Raw genomic sequence first — 18,779 nt, forward strand, 5'->3', positions numbered from 1 at the left:
GTCAGATGCGCAGGCAGCAGCCACCCAGGACACTTCCGGCGGAGTACGCCGACATCGAGTTCGAGAACAACGCCCAACGGCTGCCGCTGGTGCTGTGCCTCGACACCTCCAGCTCGATGGCGGGACCGCCCATCGACGCGCTCAACACGGCGCTGAGCGAATGGACCCGCGAGCTCCACGACGACGTCAGCCTCAGCTACAGCGTCGAGGTCGCCGTCATCACCTTCGGCGGCCGGGGCGTCACCGCCTGGCGCGGCGGGCAGCCGCTCGAACCGGGCTCGCCGGTCGGCCCGTTCGTCGCTGCCCACATGTTCGAGCCGCCGCGGCTCGACGCCTCGGGGGTGACCTTGATGACCGAGGCCCTGGAGCTGGCCATGCACGTGGTCACCGCCCGCAAGGCCGAGCTGCGCTCCCAGGGCTTCCAGTACTACCGGCCGCAGATCTGCCTGGTCACCGACGGGCTCCCGACCGACGGCACCGGCCACATCAGCCGCACCTGGCAGCGGCTCGTCCCGGTGCTCGCCGAGGAGCAGGCCGCCCGGCGCTTCCGGCTGTACGCGATCGGGGTCGGCGGGCTCACCGACCTGGCCGAGCAGGTGCTCCAGGCGTACGCGCCGAAGTTCAACGCCAGGCTCCAGGGCTTCCCGTTCCGCCAGCTGCTCCAGATGATGTCGGCGAGCGCCAGCGCCGAGACCAAGGGCGCGGGCGACGAGGTCTTCGAGAAGATCTTCAGCCAGTTCAAGACGCAGCGCCCGGCCTGGGAAGCCTGAGCGGGCCATGGGGGCGCGGGCGCACGGGAGTTGGCGGGTGCACGGCCTGAGCGTGGAGGGCTACCGGCACCGCCGGGACGGCGTCGCCTGCCAGGACGCCTGGCGGTCCTCGACGGACGGGCCCCTCACGGTCCTCGCGGTCGCCGACGGCGCGGGCAGCAGGCCGCGCTCGGGCGAGGGCTCACTGCTCGCGGTCCGCCTCGCGGTGGAGCACTTCGGCCGGCTGCCCGCCACGGGCGCCGACGGCCCGGCCGCGCACCGGCTGCTGCGCCGGGGCTTCCAGCGGGTCGTGGACGACTTCCTCGACCGTACGGGCGATGCGGCCGGGGACCACGCGACGACGCTCACCGTGGTGGTGCTCGCGCCCGGCTGGCTGGGGCACGTCAGCGTCGGGGACGGCTTCGTGGTGCTGCGGGCCGGGACGGAGGACGGCGAGCGGCAGTTCCATCTGCTGCCGCAGCCCGCCGCGGTGAGCGAGTACAGCAATGAGACGGTGTTCCTCAGCACGCCGGACGCCGCCCGCTGGGTGCGGACCGACTGCGTACGGGACGAGGGCGTCGACGGCGTCCTGCTCTCCACCGACGGCCTGGCCCAGGCCGCGCTCTCCTGGTCGGCGGGCGCCCCGCAGGCGCCCAACGAGTCCTTCGCCGCGGCGGTGCTGCGCTCCCTGGACACGGAGGCGGTGGCGCCCGGCGACGAGGACGACCGGCTGGCCGCGCTGCTCAGGTCCGACCGGCTGACCGCGCTCAACGGCGACGACAAGACGCTGCTGCGGGCGGTGCGTGCGGTGCGTACGGGAGGGGGCGCATGAGCGTGGCGAACGGCAGCGGTGGCGGGCCCGGCGGGCGGACCGTGCTGCTCGGCGGGGTGCCGGTGGTCCTCGCGGCCGCCCCGCTCAAGGGCGGCGGCCAAGCGGCCGTCTACCCCGTCGAGGGCGACGACCGGGTCGTCGTCAAGCTCTACCGGGACCCGCCCGGCCCCGAGCAGGAGCGGCGGCTGACCCGGATGCTCACGATGTCCCCGCTCGGCGGACGCCCCACCGACCGCTCCCAGCGCCCCGAACTGGCCTGGCCGACGGCGCCCGCGCGGACGCCGGGCGGCGAGTTCCTCGGCTATGCCATGCAGCGGTTCGGGGAGCCCGAACACGTCCAGCTGGTGGGCCTGTTCACGCGTGCCCAGCGCATCCGGCTCTTCCACGACCGGGCCGACTGGCGGTTCCTGCTCGGCGTCTCCTGGAACCTCGCGTTCATGACCGCGCGGATGCACCACGAGGGCCTGGTCATCGGGGACTTCTCCAGCAGCAACGTGGTGGTCGACGCGAACGGCTTCATCACGTTCCTGGACTGCGACTCCATCGCCTTCACCGACGCGGTCACGGGGGAGCTGTTCCCCTGTCTGATGCACACCACCGACTACTCGGCGCCCGAGCGGCACGCGGGCGGCCCGGCGACGCGCGCCAGCGACGACTTCGCGCTGGCGGTCCTCGTCTACCAGCTGCTGACGGCAGGGAACCACCCCTTCGGGGGCGTGCCGCACGACAGCGCGCCGGAGTCGACGGTCCAGGACAACATCGCGGCGAGCATCTCGTACGTGGTGCGGCCCGAGCAGGTGGTGGTGCCGCGCGGGACCGTGGACCCGTCCGTGCTGCCGCCCGAACTGCTCGGCCTGTCTCGGGCGGCGTTCGGGCCGGGCGTCCTCGACCCTGCGGCGCGCCCTTCGGCGGAGGACTGGTTGCGGGCGCTGGATCGGGAGCGGGGGCGTGTGCGGGTGTGTGCGGCTCGCCCGATGCATACGTACGGGTCGCATCTCGCGGGGTGCCCGTGGTGCGGGCGGGCATCCGTGACCGGCCACGACGTCTTCAACCTCGGCCCGGTCCCGGTCGCGCCACCACGGTCGGCGGTGCCGACGGCGCTGCTGGTCGGGCTGGTAGTGCTGGTCCTGCTGGTGCTGATCCTGTCGGTGGGGTGAGCGTTCGCGTGCGGGTGGGTGGGGGCTGGCCGCGCAGTTCCCCGCGCCCCTTAAAGGGTGCGTGCTTGTCTGCGGGTGGTCGTGGGCTGGTCGCGCAGTTCCCCGCGCCCCTGGAAGCGCCCCTTCGGGGCGCCCCCAAGATTGCCGCGCAGCGGCATTTGAGGGGCGCGGGGAACTGCGCGATCAGCCCCCACCGGGTCGCAGGCGATATCGCATCTGGGCGCAGCCCGGGACGTAAGGCGCGTGCGCGTGCGTAGAACGTGGCGCCCGGTCCGCGGACCTCCGCGGCGCGCGGACCGGGGCCGATCAGGGGGCGGCGGTGAGGGCCAGTGCCGCCGAGTGGGCGTCCATGCGCTCCGCCGCCAGGATCGCCGCCGCCGTGTCGGCGCGCGAGGCGGCGACGACGAGGGCGCGGCCCGCGAGAGCGTGCGCGCGGTCGTGCAGCGAGGCCGGGGACGCGCCGCTCAGCCCGGCGTGGCGCACCGGCGGCATACCGCCCCGCAGCCGCGCGACCTGTCGCGCTATCGCGTCCCCGGCCGAGGCCAGACCGAGCTCGTCGGTGACGGCGAGCAGCGCCGCGAGGTGCCCGGCGAGCTGGATGTCCAGCTCCTCCTCGCGGGAACGGTGCGGAATGCGGGCGTCGGCGGCCATCGTGCTGTGCACCGACTTGGTCCGGATCGGCTCGTACATGAGATGGCCTCCTCTTGTTGCAGGAGACCATCCTATCTTAGATTCAGTCTAAAGTTGAGCGGAAGCCAGGAGCCCGGCTACATCTGGCTGTAGCCGTCCAGGAAGCTGCCGATCCGCGTCACGGCCCCGGCCAGGTCCTGCGCCGAGGGGAGTGTCACGATGCGGAAGTGGTCGGGCTCGGGCCAGTTGAAGCCGGTGCCGTGCACGACCATGATCTTCTCGGCCCGCAGCAGGTCGAGGACCATCTGGCGGTCGTCCTTGACCTTGTAGACCGCCGGGTCCAGGCGCGGGAAGAGGTACAGCGCGCCCTTGGGCTTCACGCAGGTCACGCCCGGGATCTGGGTGAGCAGCTCGTACGCCGTGTCGCGCTGCTCCAGGAGCCGTCCGCCCGGCAGCACCAGGTCCTCGATGGACTGGCGGCCCCCGAGGGCGGTGGCCACCGCGTACTGCGACGGCATGTTGGCGCACAGCCGCATGTTGGCGAGGATGGTGAGGCCCTCGATGTACGAGGAGGCGTGCGCCTTCGGGCCGCAGACCGCGAGCCAGCCGGAGCGGAATCCGGCCACCCGGTAGTTCTTGGACAGACCGTTGAAGGTCAGCACCATCAGGTCCGGGGCGACCACGGCCGTCGGCGTGTGGGTGGCGCCGTCGTAGAGGATCCGGTCGTAGATCTCGTCCGAGCAGACGATCAGGTTGTGGCGGCGGGCGATCTCGGTCAGCGACCGCAGCATCTCCTCGTCGTACACCGCGCCCGTCGGGTTGTTCGGGTTGATGATCACGATCGCCTTGGTGCGGTCGGTGATCTTGCGCTCGATGTCGGCGAGGTCCGGCATCCAGTCGGACTGCTCGTCGCAGCGGTAGTGCACGGCGGTGCCGCCGGCCAGTGAGACCGAGGCCGTCCACAGCGGGTAGTCCGGGGCCGGGACCAGCACCTCGTCGCCGTCGTCGAGCAGCGCCTGCATCGACATCTGGATCAGCTCGGAGACGCCGTTGCCGAGGTAGATGTCCTCGACGTCGAGGTCGATGCCCTTGGTCTGGTAGTGCTGCATCACCGCGCGCCGCGCCGAGAGCAGGCCCTTCGCGTCGCCGTACCCGTGCGCCCCGGAGAGGTTGCGGAGCATGTCCTCCAGGATCTCCGGCGGGCACTCGAAGCCGAACGCGGCGGGGTTGCCGGTGTTGAGCTTGAGGATGCGGTGACCTGCCGCCTCCAGCCGCATGGCTTCTTCGAGAACCGGGCCCCGGATCTCGTAACAGACATTGGCGAGCTTGGTCGACTGGATCACCTGCATGACGGTCACCTTACGGGCGCGTTTCGGGGGGCGCGCGGTGTTTGTGGCCCGGGGCGCCCGGGCGGGGCGTTCTGGGCGGAGTGGTGGCTTCCATCGGAATGCGGCGGTGGGGCGGCTGCCGTGGGATTGGTGGGCCGGGGTGGGGCGGGGGCTTGGAATGCGCGCTGCCCGTCCGGGGGTGGGTGAGATGCGACACGGTGCGTTGTCGGCTGCGGGCCGGTGGGGGCTTGTCGCGCAGTTCCTCGCGCCCCTTAAAGGGTGCGTTGTCTTCTGCGGGTCGTGGTGGGCCGGTCGCGCAGTTCCCCGCGCCCCTGAATGCGCCCCTTCGGGTCGCCCCCAAGGATGCCGCGTAGCGGCATTTGAGGGGCGCGGGGAACTGCGCGACCAGCCCACGATCACCCGCAGACGAAGGCCGGGCCCGTGGCTGGTTCAGAACGGGACATTCTCGGCCAAGACCGTCGCCCGCACCCTTCCCGCTCGGGCCGTGCGGAGTTACGTTCCCGCCCCGCACCCGCGCAGCCCTGAGGAGGCAGAACCATGACCAACGGCCGCAACGCCGCCGCTCGCCCCGAGCCCGTCGAGCCGACCCCGTTCGTCGTCCGCAGCAACCGCCCCGCCGTGCAGGGAGTCCCGTCCGACGTCTCCGACTTCCGCAACGCGCAGCAGGGGCTGATCGCGCGGCCGGACGTGCCCGTGATCCCCGCGCGCGACGGCGAGGGTGTGGCCTGGGACTTCGGCCGCTTCGAGTTCCTGAGCGACGAGGACGAGATCCCGCCCTCCGTCAACGCGCGCGTATGGCGGCAGGGCCGGATGAACGCGATGGCGGGCCTCTATCTGGTCACCCGCGCCGAGGACGGCGGCGTCTACCAGGTCCGCGGCTACGACCTGGCCAACATGACGATCGTCGAGGGCCGCACCGGACTGATCGTGATCGACCCCCTCGGCTCGTACGAGACCGCGCAGTACGCGCTGCGGCTCTACCGCGCGACCACCGAGGACCAGCGGCCGGTCAAGGCGATCGTCTACACCGCCAGCTGCGTCGACCACTTCGGCGGCTCGCGCGGCCTGTTCGCCGAGCGCGGCGACGCCGTCCCCGAGGACCTCGCGGTGTACGCGCCCGACGGCTTCCTCGACGACGCGGTCCGCCGCCACGTCGTGGAGGGCCTGGCCACCGCGTGCCTGGTGGACCACACGTACGGCACCCGTCTGGAAGCCGGGCCGTGCGGGCTGATCGACAGCGGCCCGGGGCTCACCGTCTCGGCGGGCGAGGCCACGCTGATCCCGCCCACCCACCAGCTTTCCGGCGAGGTCGAGGCCGACGGCGTCCGGCTGGTCCTCCAGCCCGCCGCGGGCCTCCAGTCGCCGGCGGAGATGAATGTCTACCTCCCCGACCGCAAGGTGCTCTATCTGACCGCCCCCGGCCTGCTCGGCGGTCTCGGGGACGTGCGCGCCCGCCACCTCGACGAGACGCTGAAGGCCTTCGGCGGGGTCGCGGAGATCGTGGCCGGGGCGTACGAGTGGCCCGGCTGGGGCGACAAGGCCGTCTCCGCGCGCCTCGCCGCGCGCCGGGACGCCTGGGTCAGGCGCCAGTCCCAGCCCTCCAACCGGCCCTTCTACGCCGCCGGTTACGTCGGCACCGCCACCCAGGCCGCCCGCCAGACCTGGCTGCGGCTCCTCGGCCACGAGTTCGTCGCCGCCACCGACGCCGTCGCCGCGACCCCCGCCTCCGCCACGACGGCCAAGCGGTACGTGGTGGCCCTGGGCGGCGCCGAGGCGGTGCTCGCCGCCGCGCGCGAGGAGTACGACGCGGAGACGCCCCGGTACGAGCGGGTCGTCGAGCTCCTCGACCACGTGGTGGCCGCCGCCTGCGACCCGGCGACGGTGTCCCCGGCGGTTCTGGAGGCCGCGACTTCCCTCCAGGCCCTCGCCCTGACCCAGCTCGGCTACCTCGCCGAGTACGGCCCGCTGCGCAACGCCTATCTGACGGCCGCCCGCGACCTGAGCCCCGGCTCGCAGCCGCCCGGATCCCGCCCCGTCGTCGGCGACCTGGTCCGCCACGCCAACCCCGCCCAGTACTTCGCGGCCGTGGCCGCCCGCCTCGACGGCCCCAGCGCGGCCGAACTGCGCGACCCGATCGTCCTGTTGTGGATGTTCACCAACACCGGCCAGTCGGGTGTCACGGTGTTGCGCGACGGAGTCCTCGTCTACACGGACACGCGAGGCGACACCATGCCCCCCGGCGTGGACAAGCCGCAGGCCACGATTACGCTGACGCGTGATGTGCTGGACCAACTCCTCGCCCCGGGACCCGATTTCGCCGCGAACTTCGACGCGGCGGTACGCGCGGGCCGCGTCCAGGTCGACGACCGGGCCGCGGCGGACACGGTGTTCGGCTACCTGCTCCCGGCAATCCCGGCCGTGAACTGAGCCCAGGCGGCGGCGGGGACGGCGAACGCAGGACTGTCCCCGCCGGGCATCGATGCGAACGCGGCGGCCGTACGGAATCGGCAAGACGGTCTGGTTCGAACTGATCGTCGACAGGCGGCTATGATCCGCTGACTTTCCACGCATTCACAGCATCCGCACATACCCGGGGGGACCACGTGCGTTCCATTTCTTCGCGCCTCGTACGAGGCGGGCTCGCGGCCGCTGTCACGGCGGGGCTGATCGCCACCGTCACCACCGCGCCTGCCCAGGCCGCCAGCGGCTACGAGCGTTGCGCCTGGGGCAAGCTGTGTGTCTTCAGCGAGCCGCTGGGCAAGGGCGACATGCTGGTCGTCTCGGGGTCCATGCTGCGGCTCGGCTCCTGGGACAACCGGATCAGCTCGTTCGCGAACTACTCCGGCACGCCCGTCTGCTTCAACAGCGAGCCGGACCTCGACGGGAACCCGGAGCGGGCCCAGGCCACGCACTACTACTCGGGCCAGGTGTCCTTCGACGAGAGCTACCGGCCGGAGCTCGACAACGCCGTCAGCTCGCTCGACCTGGACCCCGAGGCGGACTACTTCTGCGGCACCGAGGGGCGCTTCCCCACCTACGCGTGGGACATCGAGCCCAAGCAGCGCCCGGCCGGGCAGCCCGCCGAGGCCGCGTTCGGTGACGCCGACGGCGACGGCTTCGGGGACCTGTACTCGCGCGACAAGTTCGGGCAGCTGTGGACGGACCACCTGTACGGGAGCAAGAGCCGCACCCGTGTCGTGGGCGGCGGCTGGAACGCGATGACCCAGCTCACCCGGCACGGCGACTACAACGGGGACTCCAAGGAGGACCTGTTCGCGCGCGATCGCTCCGGCGTCCTGTGGTTCTACCCGGGCCGTGGCGACGGCACGCTCGGTGACCGCGTCAAGGTCGGCGGGGGCTGGAACTCCATGCGCGACCTGACCGCCGCCGGGGACCTGACGGGCGACGGCCGCGCCGATCTGCTCGCCGCCGACAGCACGGGCACCCTGTGGACGTACCCCGGCGACGGGCACGGCACCTTCGGGGACCGCCGGAAGGTCGGCGGGGGCTGGAAGGCCATGAACGAGCTGGTCGGGGCCGGTGACATGAACTCCGACAAGCGGGCCGACCTGGTGGCCCGGGACACCGCCGGGAAGCTGTGGTTCTACCCCGGCACCGGGCGCGGCACCTTCGGTGACCGCAAGCTCATCGGCACCGGTGGCTGGAACGGGCTCACCGAGCTGGTGGGCATCGGTGACGTCACCGGCGACGGCCACCCGGACCTGCTCGCCCACGCGCCGGGGCAGAAGGCGCTCCGCGTGTACCCGGGCACGGGCGCGGCGGACGGCGGTCTGCGGGCACCGAGACAGTACGCCCAGGCCCGCGCCACGCACCTGGTCTTCTGACCTTCGACCCTCTGATCTCGAACGGAGTTCGGTCCATGCTCGGCACCACCTCGGCCCGGCGCCTGATCGGTACGGCCACCGCCGTCGCCGCCTCGCTGGCCACCCTTCTCGGCGCGGCCCCGCAGGCGGCCGCGGCCAACTACGACCGCTGCCCGGCGGGCAAGCTCTGCGTGTTCCAGTACAAGGACTTCCAGGGCAAGATGGAGATCGTCTCCACCAGCCGCCCCACCCTCGGCATCTGGAACAACTCGATCTCGTCGGTGGTCAACAACAGCGACCTGTACGTGCTGCTGGCCACCGGGGACAACTACACCGGCGAGTACCTGTTCATCAGCCCGCACAGCGGCCCCAACGACTTCTACGGCGGCTCGTTCGGCAAGGTCTGGGACAACAGCGTCAGCTCCATCCGCGTGGCGACCACCGACTACGAGGTCGGCCGGGGCGTGCCGTGGATGGACTGGAACCGCCAGTACGACTACGGCAAGCGGCCCGAGGGGCTGCCCGCCGTCGCGCAGTTCGGTGACCTCGACAACGACCGCCGCCCCGACCTGCTGGAGCGCGCGGACGACGGCCGGCTGTGGTTCCTGCCCGGCACGGAGGACGCCAAGGGGATGTCCAAGGGCAAGCTGGTGGGCGGCGGCTGGAACTCGATGACCCAGCTCACCCGGCACGGCGACTACAACGGGGACGGCAAGGAGGACATCTACGCCCGCGACCGCTCCGGCGTCCTCTGGTTCTACCCGGGCCGCGGCGACGGCGCCTTCGGCGACCGGGTCAAGGTCGGCGGCGGCTGGAACTCGATGCGCGAGATCAGCGCGGCGGGCGAGCTCACCGGCGACGGCCGCCGCGATCTGCTGGCCCGCGACACCTCCGGGGTGCTGTGGTCCTACCCGGGCAACGGCCGCGGCACCTTCGGTGACCGCGTGAAGGTCGGCGGCGGCTGGAACGCCATGAACCAGCTCGCCTCGCCCGGCGACCTCAACGGCGACGGCAAGGCGGACCTGGTGGCCCGCGACGGGTCCCGCAACCTGTGGCTGTACCCGGGCAACGGCCGGGGCACCTTCGGCGGCCGCACCAAGCTGCCGTACGCCTGGCCCGCGGACGCCCCGGTGATGGCCACCGGTGACGTCAGCGGGGACGGGATCTCCGACCTCATGCGGCCCATCGGCTTCCAGGTGTTCGTCTACCGCGGTGACGGGCACGGCGGGCTCGGCGGCCCGTCGGCGGACATGGGCTGGGACACGGCCCGTAACGTACGCGTGTTCTGACGGTTCGTCAGGTCACTTGCGGGGTGGGCGTTCTGCGGACCGCCCGCCCCGCCAGCACGTCCGTACGCCGTCCGTCCTCGATGACGAACTTGCCGTCGATCAGGACGTACGGGATGCCGGTGGGCAGGGTGCGGGGCCGCTCGAACGTCGATCCCGCCGCGACCGTCTCCGGGTCGAAGAGGACGACGTCCGCCCGGTAGCCCTCCTTGATCAGGCCCCGGTCCGGGAGGCGCAGACGGGCCGCCGGGCGCGAGGTCAGATGGGCGACCATCTCCTCCAGGGGGAGGACGCCCAGGTCGCGGGCGTAGTGGCCCAGGTAGTGCGGGAACGTGCCGTAGGCGCGCGGGTGGGGCTTGTCGCCCTGGAGGATGCCGTCGCTGCCGCCGGTGTGGACGCGGTGGCGCATGATCGCCCGGACGTTCTCCTCGTGGCCCACGTGCTGGAGGATCGTCGAGCCGAGGCCGTCGTCGATCAGCAGGCGGCGGGCGGTCGTCCAGGGCGCCTCGCCGCGCGCGCGGGCCGACTCGGCGACCGTCCGGCCCACGAAGGACGCGAGCCCCGGGCCGCTCACCCCCGAGATCTCGATCGTCTCCCAGTCGATCGGGACGCCGTGGCAGCCGTCCGACCCCACCACCTCCATGGCGTGGCGGATCCGCTCGGCCGTCGCGTCGTCCCGCAGCCGCGCCAGGACCGTCCCGGGCCCGCCCTCGCCCGCCCAGCTCGGCAGCATCGCGGCGAGCGTCGTACAGCCCGGGGTGTACGGATAGGTGTCGAGCGTGATGTCCGAACCGGTTTCGAGCGCCCGGTCCAGGAGGGCGAGGAGCTCCGGTGCCCGGCCCTCGTTCACGCCGAAGTTCATCGTGGCGTGGGCCAGATGCAGCGCGCAGCCGGCCGCGCGGGTGAGCTCCATCATCTCCTCGTACGCGCGCAGGGCGCCTGCGCCGTAGGAGCGGTGGTGGGGGCAGTAGTAGCCGCCGTACCGGGCGACGACCTTGCAGAGCTCGGTGAGCTCGGCATCCGGGGCGTACATGCCGGGTGTGTAGGTGAGCCCGGAGGACATCCCGACCGCGCCCTGCTCAAGCCCCTCGGCCACCAACCGCCGCATCCGGTCCAGCTCTTGGGGCGTCGCCTCGCGGTCCTCCCAGCCCATCGCGTACATCCGCACGGTGCCCTGCGGGACGAGATAGGCGGCGTTGACGGCGATGCCCCGGCCGTCGAAGCCGTGGTCGAGGCGGTCGAGGTAGCCGCCGACCGTACGCCAGTCGAAGTCGATGTCCGAACCGTCGCCGTTCCAGCCGGTGATCGCCTTGCGGACCTCGGTGAGGGTGGGGTCGTCGACGGGCGCGTACGAGAGGCCGTCCTGGCCCAGCACTTCCAGGGTGACGCCCTGGGCCGCCTTGGCGCTGTGGTCCGGGTCGCGGAGGAGGGCGAGGTCGGAGTGGGCGTGCATGTCGATGAAGCCGGGGGTCAGGGCTAGGCCTTGGGCGTCGAGGGTGCGGGCGCCGGTCAGGCGCGGCGCGCCCTCGGGGCGTAGCGCGGCGATCCGGCCGTCCCGGATGCCCACGTCGGCCTGGTAGGAGGGCCCGCCGGTGCCGTCTATGACGAGGGTGTCGCGGATGACGAGGTCCATGGTCCGGTTTCCGTTCGCGGTGGCTGATGTCGCGGGCGGATCCCCCACCCCGCCCCTTCCCGAAAGCCCTCTGGCGGGCGGCCGGGTTCATCGTCTGCGGACCGTGGGTGGCTGGTCGCGCAGTTCCCCGCGCCCCTAAAGGGTTAGGGGCGCGGGGAACTGCGCGAGCAACCCTCCACGGTCCGCAGGCTCAGAAGTACGTCCGGATGTAGTCCGTCACCGTGCCGTCCGCCTCCACCAGCGGGATCAGCTGCCACTTGTCGAAGCTGGTGCACGGGTGGGAGAGGCCGAGGCCCACCCAGTCGCCGACCTCCAGCTCCACGTCAGGGGCGGTGCGCAGCCAGGCGTGCTGGTCGGAGAGGGCGGTGACCTCGATGCCGGTCGCGGGCCGCTGGACCCCGTCCCGCGCTCCGCGCACCACCTGTGCCTCGGGCAGGTCGAGGTCGTACGCCGCGTCCCGCTTGCCCGCGTTCACGAACGCCTGGTCGGGACTGGGCCGGGAGACGACCTGCGCCCACAGGCGGAAGGCGGGGTGCAGGGAGCCCTCTTCCGGGATGCGGTTGAAAGGCGTGACCCGTCGGTACTGGCCGTCGTCGTGCGAGACGTACGCGCCCGAGCGCAGCAACTTCAGTACGGGAAGGGAGAGTTCGGGGATCTCGGCGAACACATCGGCCACCGCGTCGAACCAGGCGCTGCCGCCCGCGCTGACCACGATCTCGTCGAGTCCCGTCCCCGAGAAGCGGCCCGCCTTGTCGAACTCCGAGGCCAGCGCGGTCAGCCTGCGCAGCCAGGCCGCGACCAGCTCCGGAGAGGCCCCGGGAACCTCGGCCTCGTAACCCGCCACGCCCACCAGGCGCAGGGTGCGGGTGGCGGCCACCGCGTCGGCGACCGCCGTGCAGTCGGCCTCGGTACGGGCGCCGGTGCGGGCGCCGTCGCCCGCGCCCAGCTCGACGACGACGTCCACCGGGCGGACCGCACCGGCGAGCGCCGCGTCCATCAGCTCGACCCCGCGCACCGAGTCCACGTAGCAGATGAACTGGAATTCGGCGTCCCGCGCCAGCTCCCCGGCGATCCACTTCAGGGCCGCCGCGTCCACCAGCTCGTTGCCGAGGAAGATCCGCCGGGTGCCGAACGCGCGGGCCACGCGCACCTGGTGGGGCACGGCCAGGGTGATGCCCCAGGCGCCGTGGTCGAGCTGGCGGGCGAACAGCTCGGGAGCCATCGTGGTCTTGCCGTGCGGGGCGAAGGCGAGGCCGTGCCGGGTCGCGTACGTCTCCATCAGCGCGAGGTTGTGCTCCAGGCGCTCGGCGGAGAGGGCGAGGACGGGGGTGGTGAAGCCGTCCGTGAACAGGTTCCGGCGCTGGGCCGCCAGCTCGCCGACGGTCAGGCCGTCGGCGTCCGGGGGCAGCCCCTTGAAGCGGTGGTCGACGCGCTCTTCGGCCAGTCCTGCCAGGAACCCCATGGAAGCCTCCGTGATGCGTTGCATCATGTGCAACGCCCGTTGCGTGTATCGCTTGCTGCTGTCTAACATCCGGGCCAACGCCGGGTCAATGGTGCACCGGTTCGTCGGTTCGACGGTGCGAGGAGTGAGGGCGCGTGGTGGATGTGGATGTCGTCTGTCTCGGAGAGTCCATGGTCACCTTCCTGCCGTCCCGGCCCGGGCGCCTCGCCGACGTACCGTCCTTCGCCCGGGGGATCGGCGGCGCCGAATCCAACGTGGCGTGCGCGCTGGCGGCCGCCGGGCACACGGTGAAGTGGGTCAGCCGGGTGGGGGCGGACGGCTTCGGGGACCACCTGGTCGAGGCGGTTGGCGCGTACGGGGTGGACACCTCGGGGGTGCAACGCGACTCCCGTCGCCCCACCGGCGTCTACTTCCGCACCGCCGACGACCGGGCCGCCGGGACGCACGAGGTCGTCTACTACCGGGCCGGTTCGGCCGCCTCCGCCATGTCGGTGGCGAATGTGCCGTGGGGCGAGGTGTGGGCGGGGCGGGTGCTGCATCTGTCCGGGATCACGGCGGCGTTGTCTGCCGGCTGCCTGGAGCTGATGCGGTCTCTGCTGGAGCGTCGGGCCGGGCGGCCGTTGGTGTCGTTCGACGTCAACCACCGGTCGGGGCTGTGGCGTTCGGGGTCCGATCCCCGTGTGTCGCTGGAGCTGGCGCGGGGGGCGGACGTGGTGTTCGTGGGGGAGGACGAGGCGGAGGAGGCGTGGGGGGTGCGGGGGCCTTCGGCGATCCGGGAAGCGCTGCCGGAGCCGGGGGTGGTGGTGGTCAAGGGGGGTGCGCGGGGGGTGACCGTGTTCGAGTCCCCCGCTGCGGACCGTGGCGGGTTGCTCGCGCCCACGCGGCGGAGCCGCAAATGTCACAGCCCCGCGCCCCTAGGAGGGCCCTCCGGGCCCATTGGGGGGCGCGGGGAACTGCGCGCTCAGCCCCCACCGGCGGACGGTCGGACGACAAGCGTGATCACCGTTCCCGCACCCCGCGTGGACGTCGTCGCGACGGTCGGCGCCGGGGACGCCTTCGCCGCCGGGTTCCTGCACGGCACCCTGCGAGGGCTGCCCGTGCGGGAGCGGGCCCGCCACGGGCACCTCATGGCCGCCGCCGCGCTCACCGTGCCCGGTGACCACACGGCCCCGCCGTCCCGCGCGCACGCCGACCGGCTTGCCGCCCTGGACGACGACGCCTGGGGGAGACTTCGTCTCGGCCCCGGGTGGACGGGGGAGGAGCAGGAGGTACGTACGTCATGAGCCAGACCGTCGACCGGGCGTTGAGCATCCTGCCGCTGCTCGCGCAGGGCCCCGCCGACCTCGGTCAGGTCGCCGAGCGGCTCGGGGTGCACAAGTCGACCGCCCTGCGGCTCCTGCGCACCCTGCACGAGCACGGCCTCGTCTACCGCCAGGAGGACCAGCGCTACCGCCTCGGCGCCCGCCTCTTCGCGCTCGCCCAGGAGGCCGTCGAGAACCTCGACGTACGGGAGATCGCGCACCCCCACCTCGTCGCGCTCAACGAGCGGATCGGACACACCGTCCACCTCGCCGTGTACGAGGACGGCGAGGTGCTGTACATCGACAAGGTGGAGAGCCGCTACCCGGTGCGGATGTACTCCCGGGTCGGCAAGCCCGTCGCCATCACCGTCGCCGCCGTCGCCAAGCTGCTCCTCGCCGACCTGCCCGACGCCGAGCGCCGCGCGGTGGCCGACAAGCTCGACTACCCCATGTACACGCCCCGTTCGACGCCGAACGCCCCCGCGTTCCTCAAGGAGCTCGCGGCCGTACGCGAACAGGGCTGGGCCACCGACCTCGGCGGCCACGAGGAGTCCATCAACTGCGTGGGCGCGCCCGTGCGCGGCACCGACGGCCGCGTCGTCGCCGCGATGTCCGTCTCCGCCCCCAACGTCGTCGTCACCGCCGAGGAACTCCTCGGCCTCCTCCCGCTGGTGCGCCGCACCGCGGACGCCATCACCCGGGAGTACTCAGGCAACATCGCCGACACCCCTGACACCCCTGACATCCCTGACACCCCTGACAAGGAAGGCCGTTCATGACCGAGAAGGTCGCCATCACCCCCGCCACCCACACCACCCCGCCCGCCAAGTTCTCGCACGGCGTGCGCAAGGGCAACATCCTCCAGGTCGCGGGCCAGGTCGGGTTCCTGCCCGCCGAGGAGGGCAAGCCGCCCACGACCGCGGGCCCCACCCTGCGCGAGCAGACCCTCCAGACCTTCGCCAACGTCAAGGCGATCCTGGAGGAGGGCGGCGCCACCTGGGACGACGTGATGATGATGCGCGTCTACCTCACCGACGTCGGCCACTTCGCCGAGATGAACGAGATCTACAACGCCTACTTCGAGGAGCAGGGCCTCAAAGCCCCCGCCTCGGCGCGTACGACCGTGTACGTGGGCCTGCCCAAGGGCCTGCTCATCGAGATCGACGCGCTGGCCGTGTTGGACGCCTGATCCCTTGCCCTTAGTACGACCGCTCCACAGGCCGCACGGAGTGGCGCCCCGGACCGCCGGGGCGCCGCCCCGCGGTCCCCCACGCCCTGGAACAGCCCTGCCAGCCACCGGAGTGCCCGCATGTCGTTCCCGCTCGCCCCCGTGCCCCCTCCGCCCCCGCCGCACACCGGCGGGATCCTCCCCCTCGTCGGCGGCACGACCGGTCTGCTGACCGTCGCGGCCCTGGGCATAGCCCTCCTCCTGTACTTGATCATCAAGGTCCGGCTCCAGCCGTTCGTCGCACTCCTCGCCGTCTCCATAGCCGTCGGCCTGGGCGCCGGCCTCTCCGTCACCGAACTCTTCGGCACGGTCCAGAAGTCCGCCGCCGTCTCTACGGTCGAGTCCGGCATGGGCGGCATCCTCGGGCACGTCGCGATCATCATCGGGCTCGGGACGATGCTGGGCGCGATCCTCGAAGTCAGCGGCGGCGCCGAGGTGTTGAGCGCCCGTCTGCTGGCCTTGTTCGGGGAGGAGCGCGCCCCCCTCGCGATGGGCCTGACCGGCCTGGTCTTCGGCATCCCCGTCTTCTTCGACGTGGGCATCTTCGTCCTGGCGCCGATCGTGTACGCGGCCGCCAAACGCTCCGGCAAGTCGATCCTGCTCTACGCGATGCCGCTGCTGGCCGGCCTCTCCATGACCCACGCCTTCCTGCCGCCGCACCCCGGGCCGGTGGCCGCCGCCGGGCTGTTCCACGTCTCGCTCGGCTGGGTGATCCTGATGGGCGCGGTCGTCGGCCTCCCGTCGGTGCTGGCAGCCTGGGCGTACGCCGCGTGGATCGGCAAGCGGATCTTCGTCGAGGTGCCGCAGGACATGGTGGAGGCGGCCGAGGAGGCGAAGGCGGCGGTGGCGGCCGAGCAGTCGGCGGCGGGGGTCGCTCCGCAGGAGAAGCCGGTCGCGCTCGCGACGGTCCTGGCGATCATCGGCACGCCGCTGCTCCTGATCCTGTCGGCGACGTTCTCGTCCATCGCCCTGGACCCGTCCCGTGGCCGCTCGGTGATCGAGTTCTTCGGCAACCCGTTCGTGGCGCTGACGATCGCGCTCGTCCTGGCCTACTACCTGCTCGGCATCCGGCGCGGCTGGTCCCGCAAGTCCCTGGAGACGGTGTCGACGGCCTCCCTCAAGCCGGTGGGCAACATCCTGCTGGTGGTGGGTGCGGGAGGAGTCTTCGGCGCGGTCCTGAAGGCGTCCGGGATCGCGGACGCGCTGGCGAAGACCTTCCACGACGTCGGCCTGCCGGTCATCGTGCTGGCCTGGCTGATCTCGGTGGCCCTGCGGGTCGCCCAGGGCTCGGCGACGGTCGCGATCGTCACGACGGCGGGCATCGTGGTCCCCCTGGTCGAGGGCGCCGACTACTCCCAGGCCCACCTCGCCCTCATCATCATGGCGATCTCGGCGGGCTCGATCTTCGCGTCCCACGTCAACGACGGGGGCTTCTGGATGGTGTCGAAGTACTTCGGGATCACGGAACGGGACACGTTGAAGTCGTGGACGGTGCTGGAGACGGTGCTGTCTGTGGTGGGGTTCGGGGTGGCGGCGCTGCTGAGCTTGGTGATTTAGCCCCCCACCCCGCCCGTTCCCTTAACCCTCCGGGGGTGGGTGGGGGCTGAGGCTCGCTTCCCGGGGCTGCGCCCCGGACCCCGTGTTCGTCTGCGGGTTCGGTGGGGGCTGGTCGCGCAGTTCCCCGCGCCCCCTAAAGGCACCTCCAGCCCCGGCGGCACGAAAATCAGCCCCTCCGGCGCGCAAGGAGCAGGGCCCGGGTAACTCCAGCCTCTCCGGCGTTTGAGGAGCGGGGTCCGGGGCGGAGCCCCGAAAGCGGGGTGCAGGGGCCGCAGGCCCCGCGACGGGGGTCCGGGGGCGTAGCCCCCGGGAGACCACCCTCGCCCCCCACCCACCCCCGGAGGGTCTAGGTGAAGGGGCGGGGTGGGGGACCATCCGTCGGGCGTCAACCCGTGCAGTACTGCTGCTCCTTACCGATCGACCGGTACATGCAGTCCGCGTTCTCCAGCAACTGCAACACCGCGTCCTTGTTCCGCGAAGTCTCCCGCTCGATCACCTCGTCCGGCGGATAGAACCCGCCACCCGCCCCCGACTCACCCGGGTACATCTCGAACGTGAAGTCGAAGATCTTCTGCGTGCCCCACAGGAAGTCGTCGATCGTGCCGTCCGTGATGTACAGGTCGCTGGACTGCTCCGGCGTGTACCCGTTGGACGCCGCCATCTTGCCGCCCACGGCGGCGAACGCGTCGTGGTCGTCCTTCGTCAGCCCCGGCGCCGTGTCGTTGTACGTGTAGCCGAACGGCCACAGCACCAGCTCGCTGTACGTGTGGAAGTCGATCCCCGCCTTGATCTGCTGCTTTCCGCCCACCACCCGGCTGCGGGCGAAGTCGGAGACGACCTTCACCTCGGGCGCGGACTCGGCGGCCGTGCCGCGGTACGTCTCGGAGCCCTTGCTGGAGGAGGAGCCGCCGCAGCAGCCCCACTTGTAGTTCCAGTTGCGGTTCAGGTCCGTACCGACGTACGAGGAACCGGAGTTGGGCTGGCGGTTCTTGCGCCACGAGCGGTAGGAGCCGGTCGCGATGTCGTACTCGCCGCCGTCCGGGTTGAGGTCCGGCACGATCCAGATCTCGCGGTTGTTCACCATGTTGGTGATCCGCGCGTCCTTGCCGTAGCCCGCCCCGAACTCGCGCAGCAGGTACAGCGCCATCTCCACCGTCAGGTGCTCGCGCGCGTGCTGGTGGAAGGTGAGCAGCACCTCCGGCTCGTTCTCGTCCGTCGCCACGTTGTCGCTGACCTTGATCGCGACGATGTCCCGGCCCTGGTACGACTTGCCGATCACGCGCTTGCTCATGATCGAGGGGTAGGCCGCGAGCCGCTGGTCGATCTCCGTCGTCGTCTCCGTGTAGTTGTGGTACCTGGAGTCCGCCTGCGGGAAGTCGAAGGGCTGGGGCGCCGCGCCGTTCGTACGGGCCGGAGGGCCGGGCAGGGCCTTCAGCGCGTAGCCCAGCGTGCGCAGGTTCTTCGCCTGCGCCGCGTCCGCGCTGACCACGACGGTGTGCTCGTGCACCTCGTCGATGGCCACCCCGGTCGCCGCGATGGCGGTGCGCGCGGCGGGGGTGGCCGGGCCGTGGATCTCGTACTGGGTGGTGGCCTCGTCGGCGACCACGTCCGCGCGTTCGCGGGGTGACGGCGCCGGGGAGGCGGTGGCGTGGGCGGTCAGGGGCGCGGCCAGGGCCATCGCGAGGAGGGCCGCTAGGCCCGCCGAGCGTCTGGCGGCGCGCGGGCACGTACGGAGTCGCATGAATTCTCCTGGGGATGTGGAGGAGGTGGG

At 72.0% G+C, this 18,779-nt stretch carries 15 protein-coding genes; 10 read left to right on the top strand and 5 right to left on the bottom strand.

Annotation, left to right across the window (positions count from 1 at the left end):
* Positions 1–5 precede the first annotated feature (5 nt).
* Genes OG965_RS25685 through OG965_RS25695 form a run of 3 tightly spaced genes read left to right on the top strand, consistent with a single transcriptional unit; the run spans position 6 to position 2,738 of the window.
* Positions 6–770, top strand: coding sequence for a hypothetical protein (locus OG965_RS25685; RefSeq protein WP_371654411.1), 765 nt, complete (start codon positions 6–8; stop codon positions 768–770).
* Between the two features lie 37 nt (positions 771–807).
* Positions 808–1,581 carry a PP2C family serine/threonine-protein phosphatase gene (locus tag OG965_RS25690; RefSeq protein ID WP_371654412.1) on the top strand — a complete coding sequence of 258 codons (774 nt, stop codon included), beginning with the start codon at positions 808–810 and terminating at the stop codon, positions 1,579–1,581.
* Positions 1,578–2,738 carry a hypothetical protein gene (locus OG965_RS25695; RefSeq protein ID WP_371654413.1) on the top strand — a complete coding sequence of 387 codons (1,161 nt, stop codon included), beginning with the start codon at positions 1,578–1,580 and terminating at the stop codon, positions 2,736–2,738. Before OG965_RS25690 ends, OG965_RS25695 begins: the two co-directional genes overlap by 4 nt.
* Before the next feature lie 306 nt (positions 2,739–3,044).
* Here OG965_RS25695 and OG965_RS25700 read toward each other — a convergent pair whose 3' ends face one another.
* Together OG965_RS25700 and OG965_RS25705 are read right to left on the bottom strand one after the other, a co-directional pair.
* Positions 3,045–3,428: a hypothetical protein gene (locus OG965_RS25700; RefSeq protein ID WP_371654414.1), complete on the bottom strand. Its 384-nt coding sequence runs from the start codon at positions 3,426–3,428 to the stop codon at positions 3,045–3,047.
* 77 nt (positions 3,429–3,505) lie between these two features.
* Entirely contained in the window at positions 3,506–4,717 is a 1,212-nt protein-coding gene (locus OG965_RS25705; RefSeq protein ID WP_371654415.1) for a pyridoxal phosphate-dependent aminotransferase, read from the bottom strand.
* Between the two features lie 537 nt (positions 4,718–5,254).
* Between OG965_RS25705 and OG965_RS25710 the strand changes: the two genes are divergently transcribed.
* The 3 genes from OG965_RS25710 (at position 5,255) to OG965_RS25720 (ending at position 9,830) form a co-directional block, all read left to right on the top strand.
* Complete coding sequence (locus OG965_RS25710; RefSeq protein ID WP_371654416.1) at positions 5,255–7,144, top strand: alkyl sulfatase dimerization domain-containing protein; 1,890 nt, start codon at positions 5,255–5,257, stop codon at positions 7,142–7,144.
* Positions 7,145–7,320: 176 nt separating this feature from the next.
* On the top strand, positions 7,321–8,562 hold the full coding sequence (locus tag OG965_RS25715; protein WP_371654417.1) for an FG-GAP-like repeat-containing protein: 1,242 nt from the start codon (positions 7,321–7,323) through the stop codon (positions 8,560–8,562).
* A 35-nt stretch (positions 8,563–8,597) separates the two neighbouring features.
* A complete protein-coding gene (locus OG965_RS25720) occupies positions 8,598–9,830 on the top strand; it encodes an FG-GAP-like repeat-containing protein (RefSeq protein WP_371654418.1) in 1,233 nt (410 codons plus the stop codon).
* Positions 9,831–9,837: 7 nt separating this feature from the next.
* Here OG965_RS25720 and OG965_RS25725 read toward each other — a convergent pair whose 3' ends face one another.
* Both OG965_RS25725 and OG965_RS25730 read right to left on the bottom strand, forming a co-directional pair.
* Positions 9,838–11,508, bottom strand: coding sequence for an amidohydrolase family protein (locus OG965_RS25725; RefSeq protein WP_371654419.1), 1,671 nt, complete (start codon positions 11,506–11,508; stop codon positions 9,838–9,840).
* Between the two features lie 142 nt (positions 11,509–11,650).
* Entirely contained in the window at positions 11,651–12,922 is a 1,272-nt protein-coding gene (locus OG965_RS25730; protein ID WP_371654420.1) for an amino acid deaminase, read from the bottom strand.
* A gap of 134 nt (positions 12,923–13,056) precedes the next feature.
* Here OG965_RS25730 and OG965_RS25735 point away from each other — a divergent pair, with 134 nt between their 5' ends.
* From OG965_RS25735 to OG965_RS25750, 4 genes are all read left to right on the top strand, one after another.
* Complete coding sequence (locus tag OG965_RS25735) at positions 13,057–14,205, top strand: sugar kinase (RefSeq protein ID WP_371654421.1); 1,149 nt, start codon at positions 13,057–13,059, stop codon at positions 14,203–14,205.
* Positions 14,202–15,002 carry an IclR family transcriptional regulator gene (locus OG965_RS25740; protein WP_371654422.1) on the top strand — a complete coding sequence of 267 codons (801 nt, stop codon included), beginning with the start codon at positions 14,202–14,204 and terminating at the stop codon, positions 15,000–15,002. The genes OG965_RS25735 and OG965_RS25740 overlap by 4 nt, the downstream gene beginning before the upstream one ends.
* Complete coding sequence (locus OG965_RS25745; RefSeq protein ID WP_371654423.1) at positions 14,999–15,412, top strand: RidA family protein; 414 nt, start codon at positions 14,999–15,001, stop codon at positions 15,410–15,412. Before OG965_RS25740 ends, OG965_RS25745 begins: the two co-directional genes overlap by 4 nt.
* Positions 15,413–15,532: 120 nt before the next feature.
* Positions 15,533–17,008: a GntP family permease gene (locus OG965_RS25750; RefSeq protein ID WP_371654424.1), complete on the top strand. Its 1,476-nt coding sequence runs from the start codon at positions 15,533–15,535 to the stop codon at positions 17,006–17,008.
* Positions 17,009–17,393: 385 nt separating this feature from the next.
* Here the strand turns inward: OG965_RS25750 and OG965_RS25755 are convergent, their stop codons facing one another.
* Positions 17,394–18,749 carry a M14 family metallopeptidase gene (locus OG965_RS25755; protein ID WP_371654425.1) on the bottom strand — a complete coding sequence of 452 codons (1,356 nt, stop codon included), beginning with the start codon at positions 18,747–18,749 and terminating at the stop codon, positions 17,394–17,396.
* Between the last annotated feature and the right edge of the window lie 30 nt (positions 18,750–18,779).

Origin of the sequence: Streptomyces sp. NBC_00224, assembly GCF_041435195.1 — a bacterium.
Classification (GTDB): Bacteria; Actinomycetota; Actinomycetes; order Streptomycetales; family Streptomycetaceae; genus Streptomyces.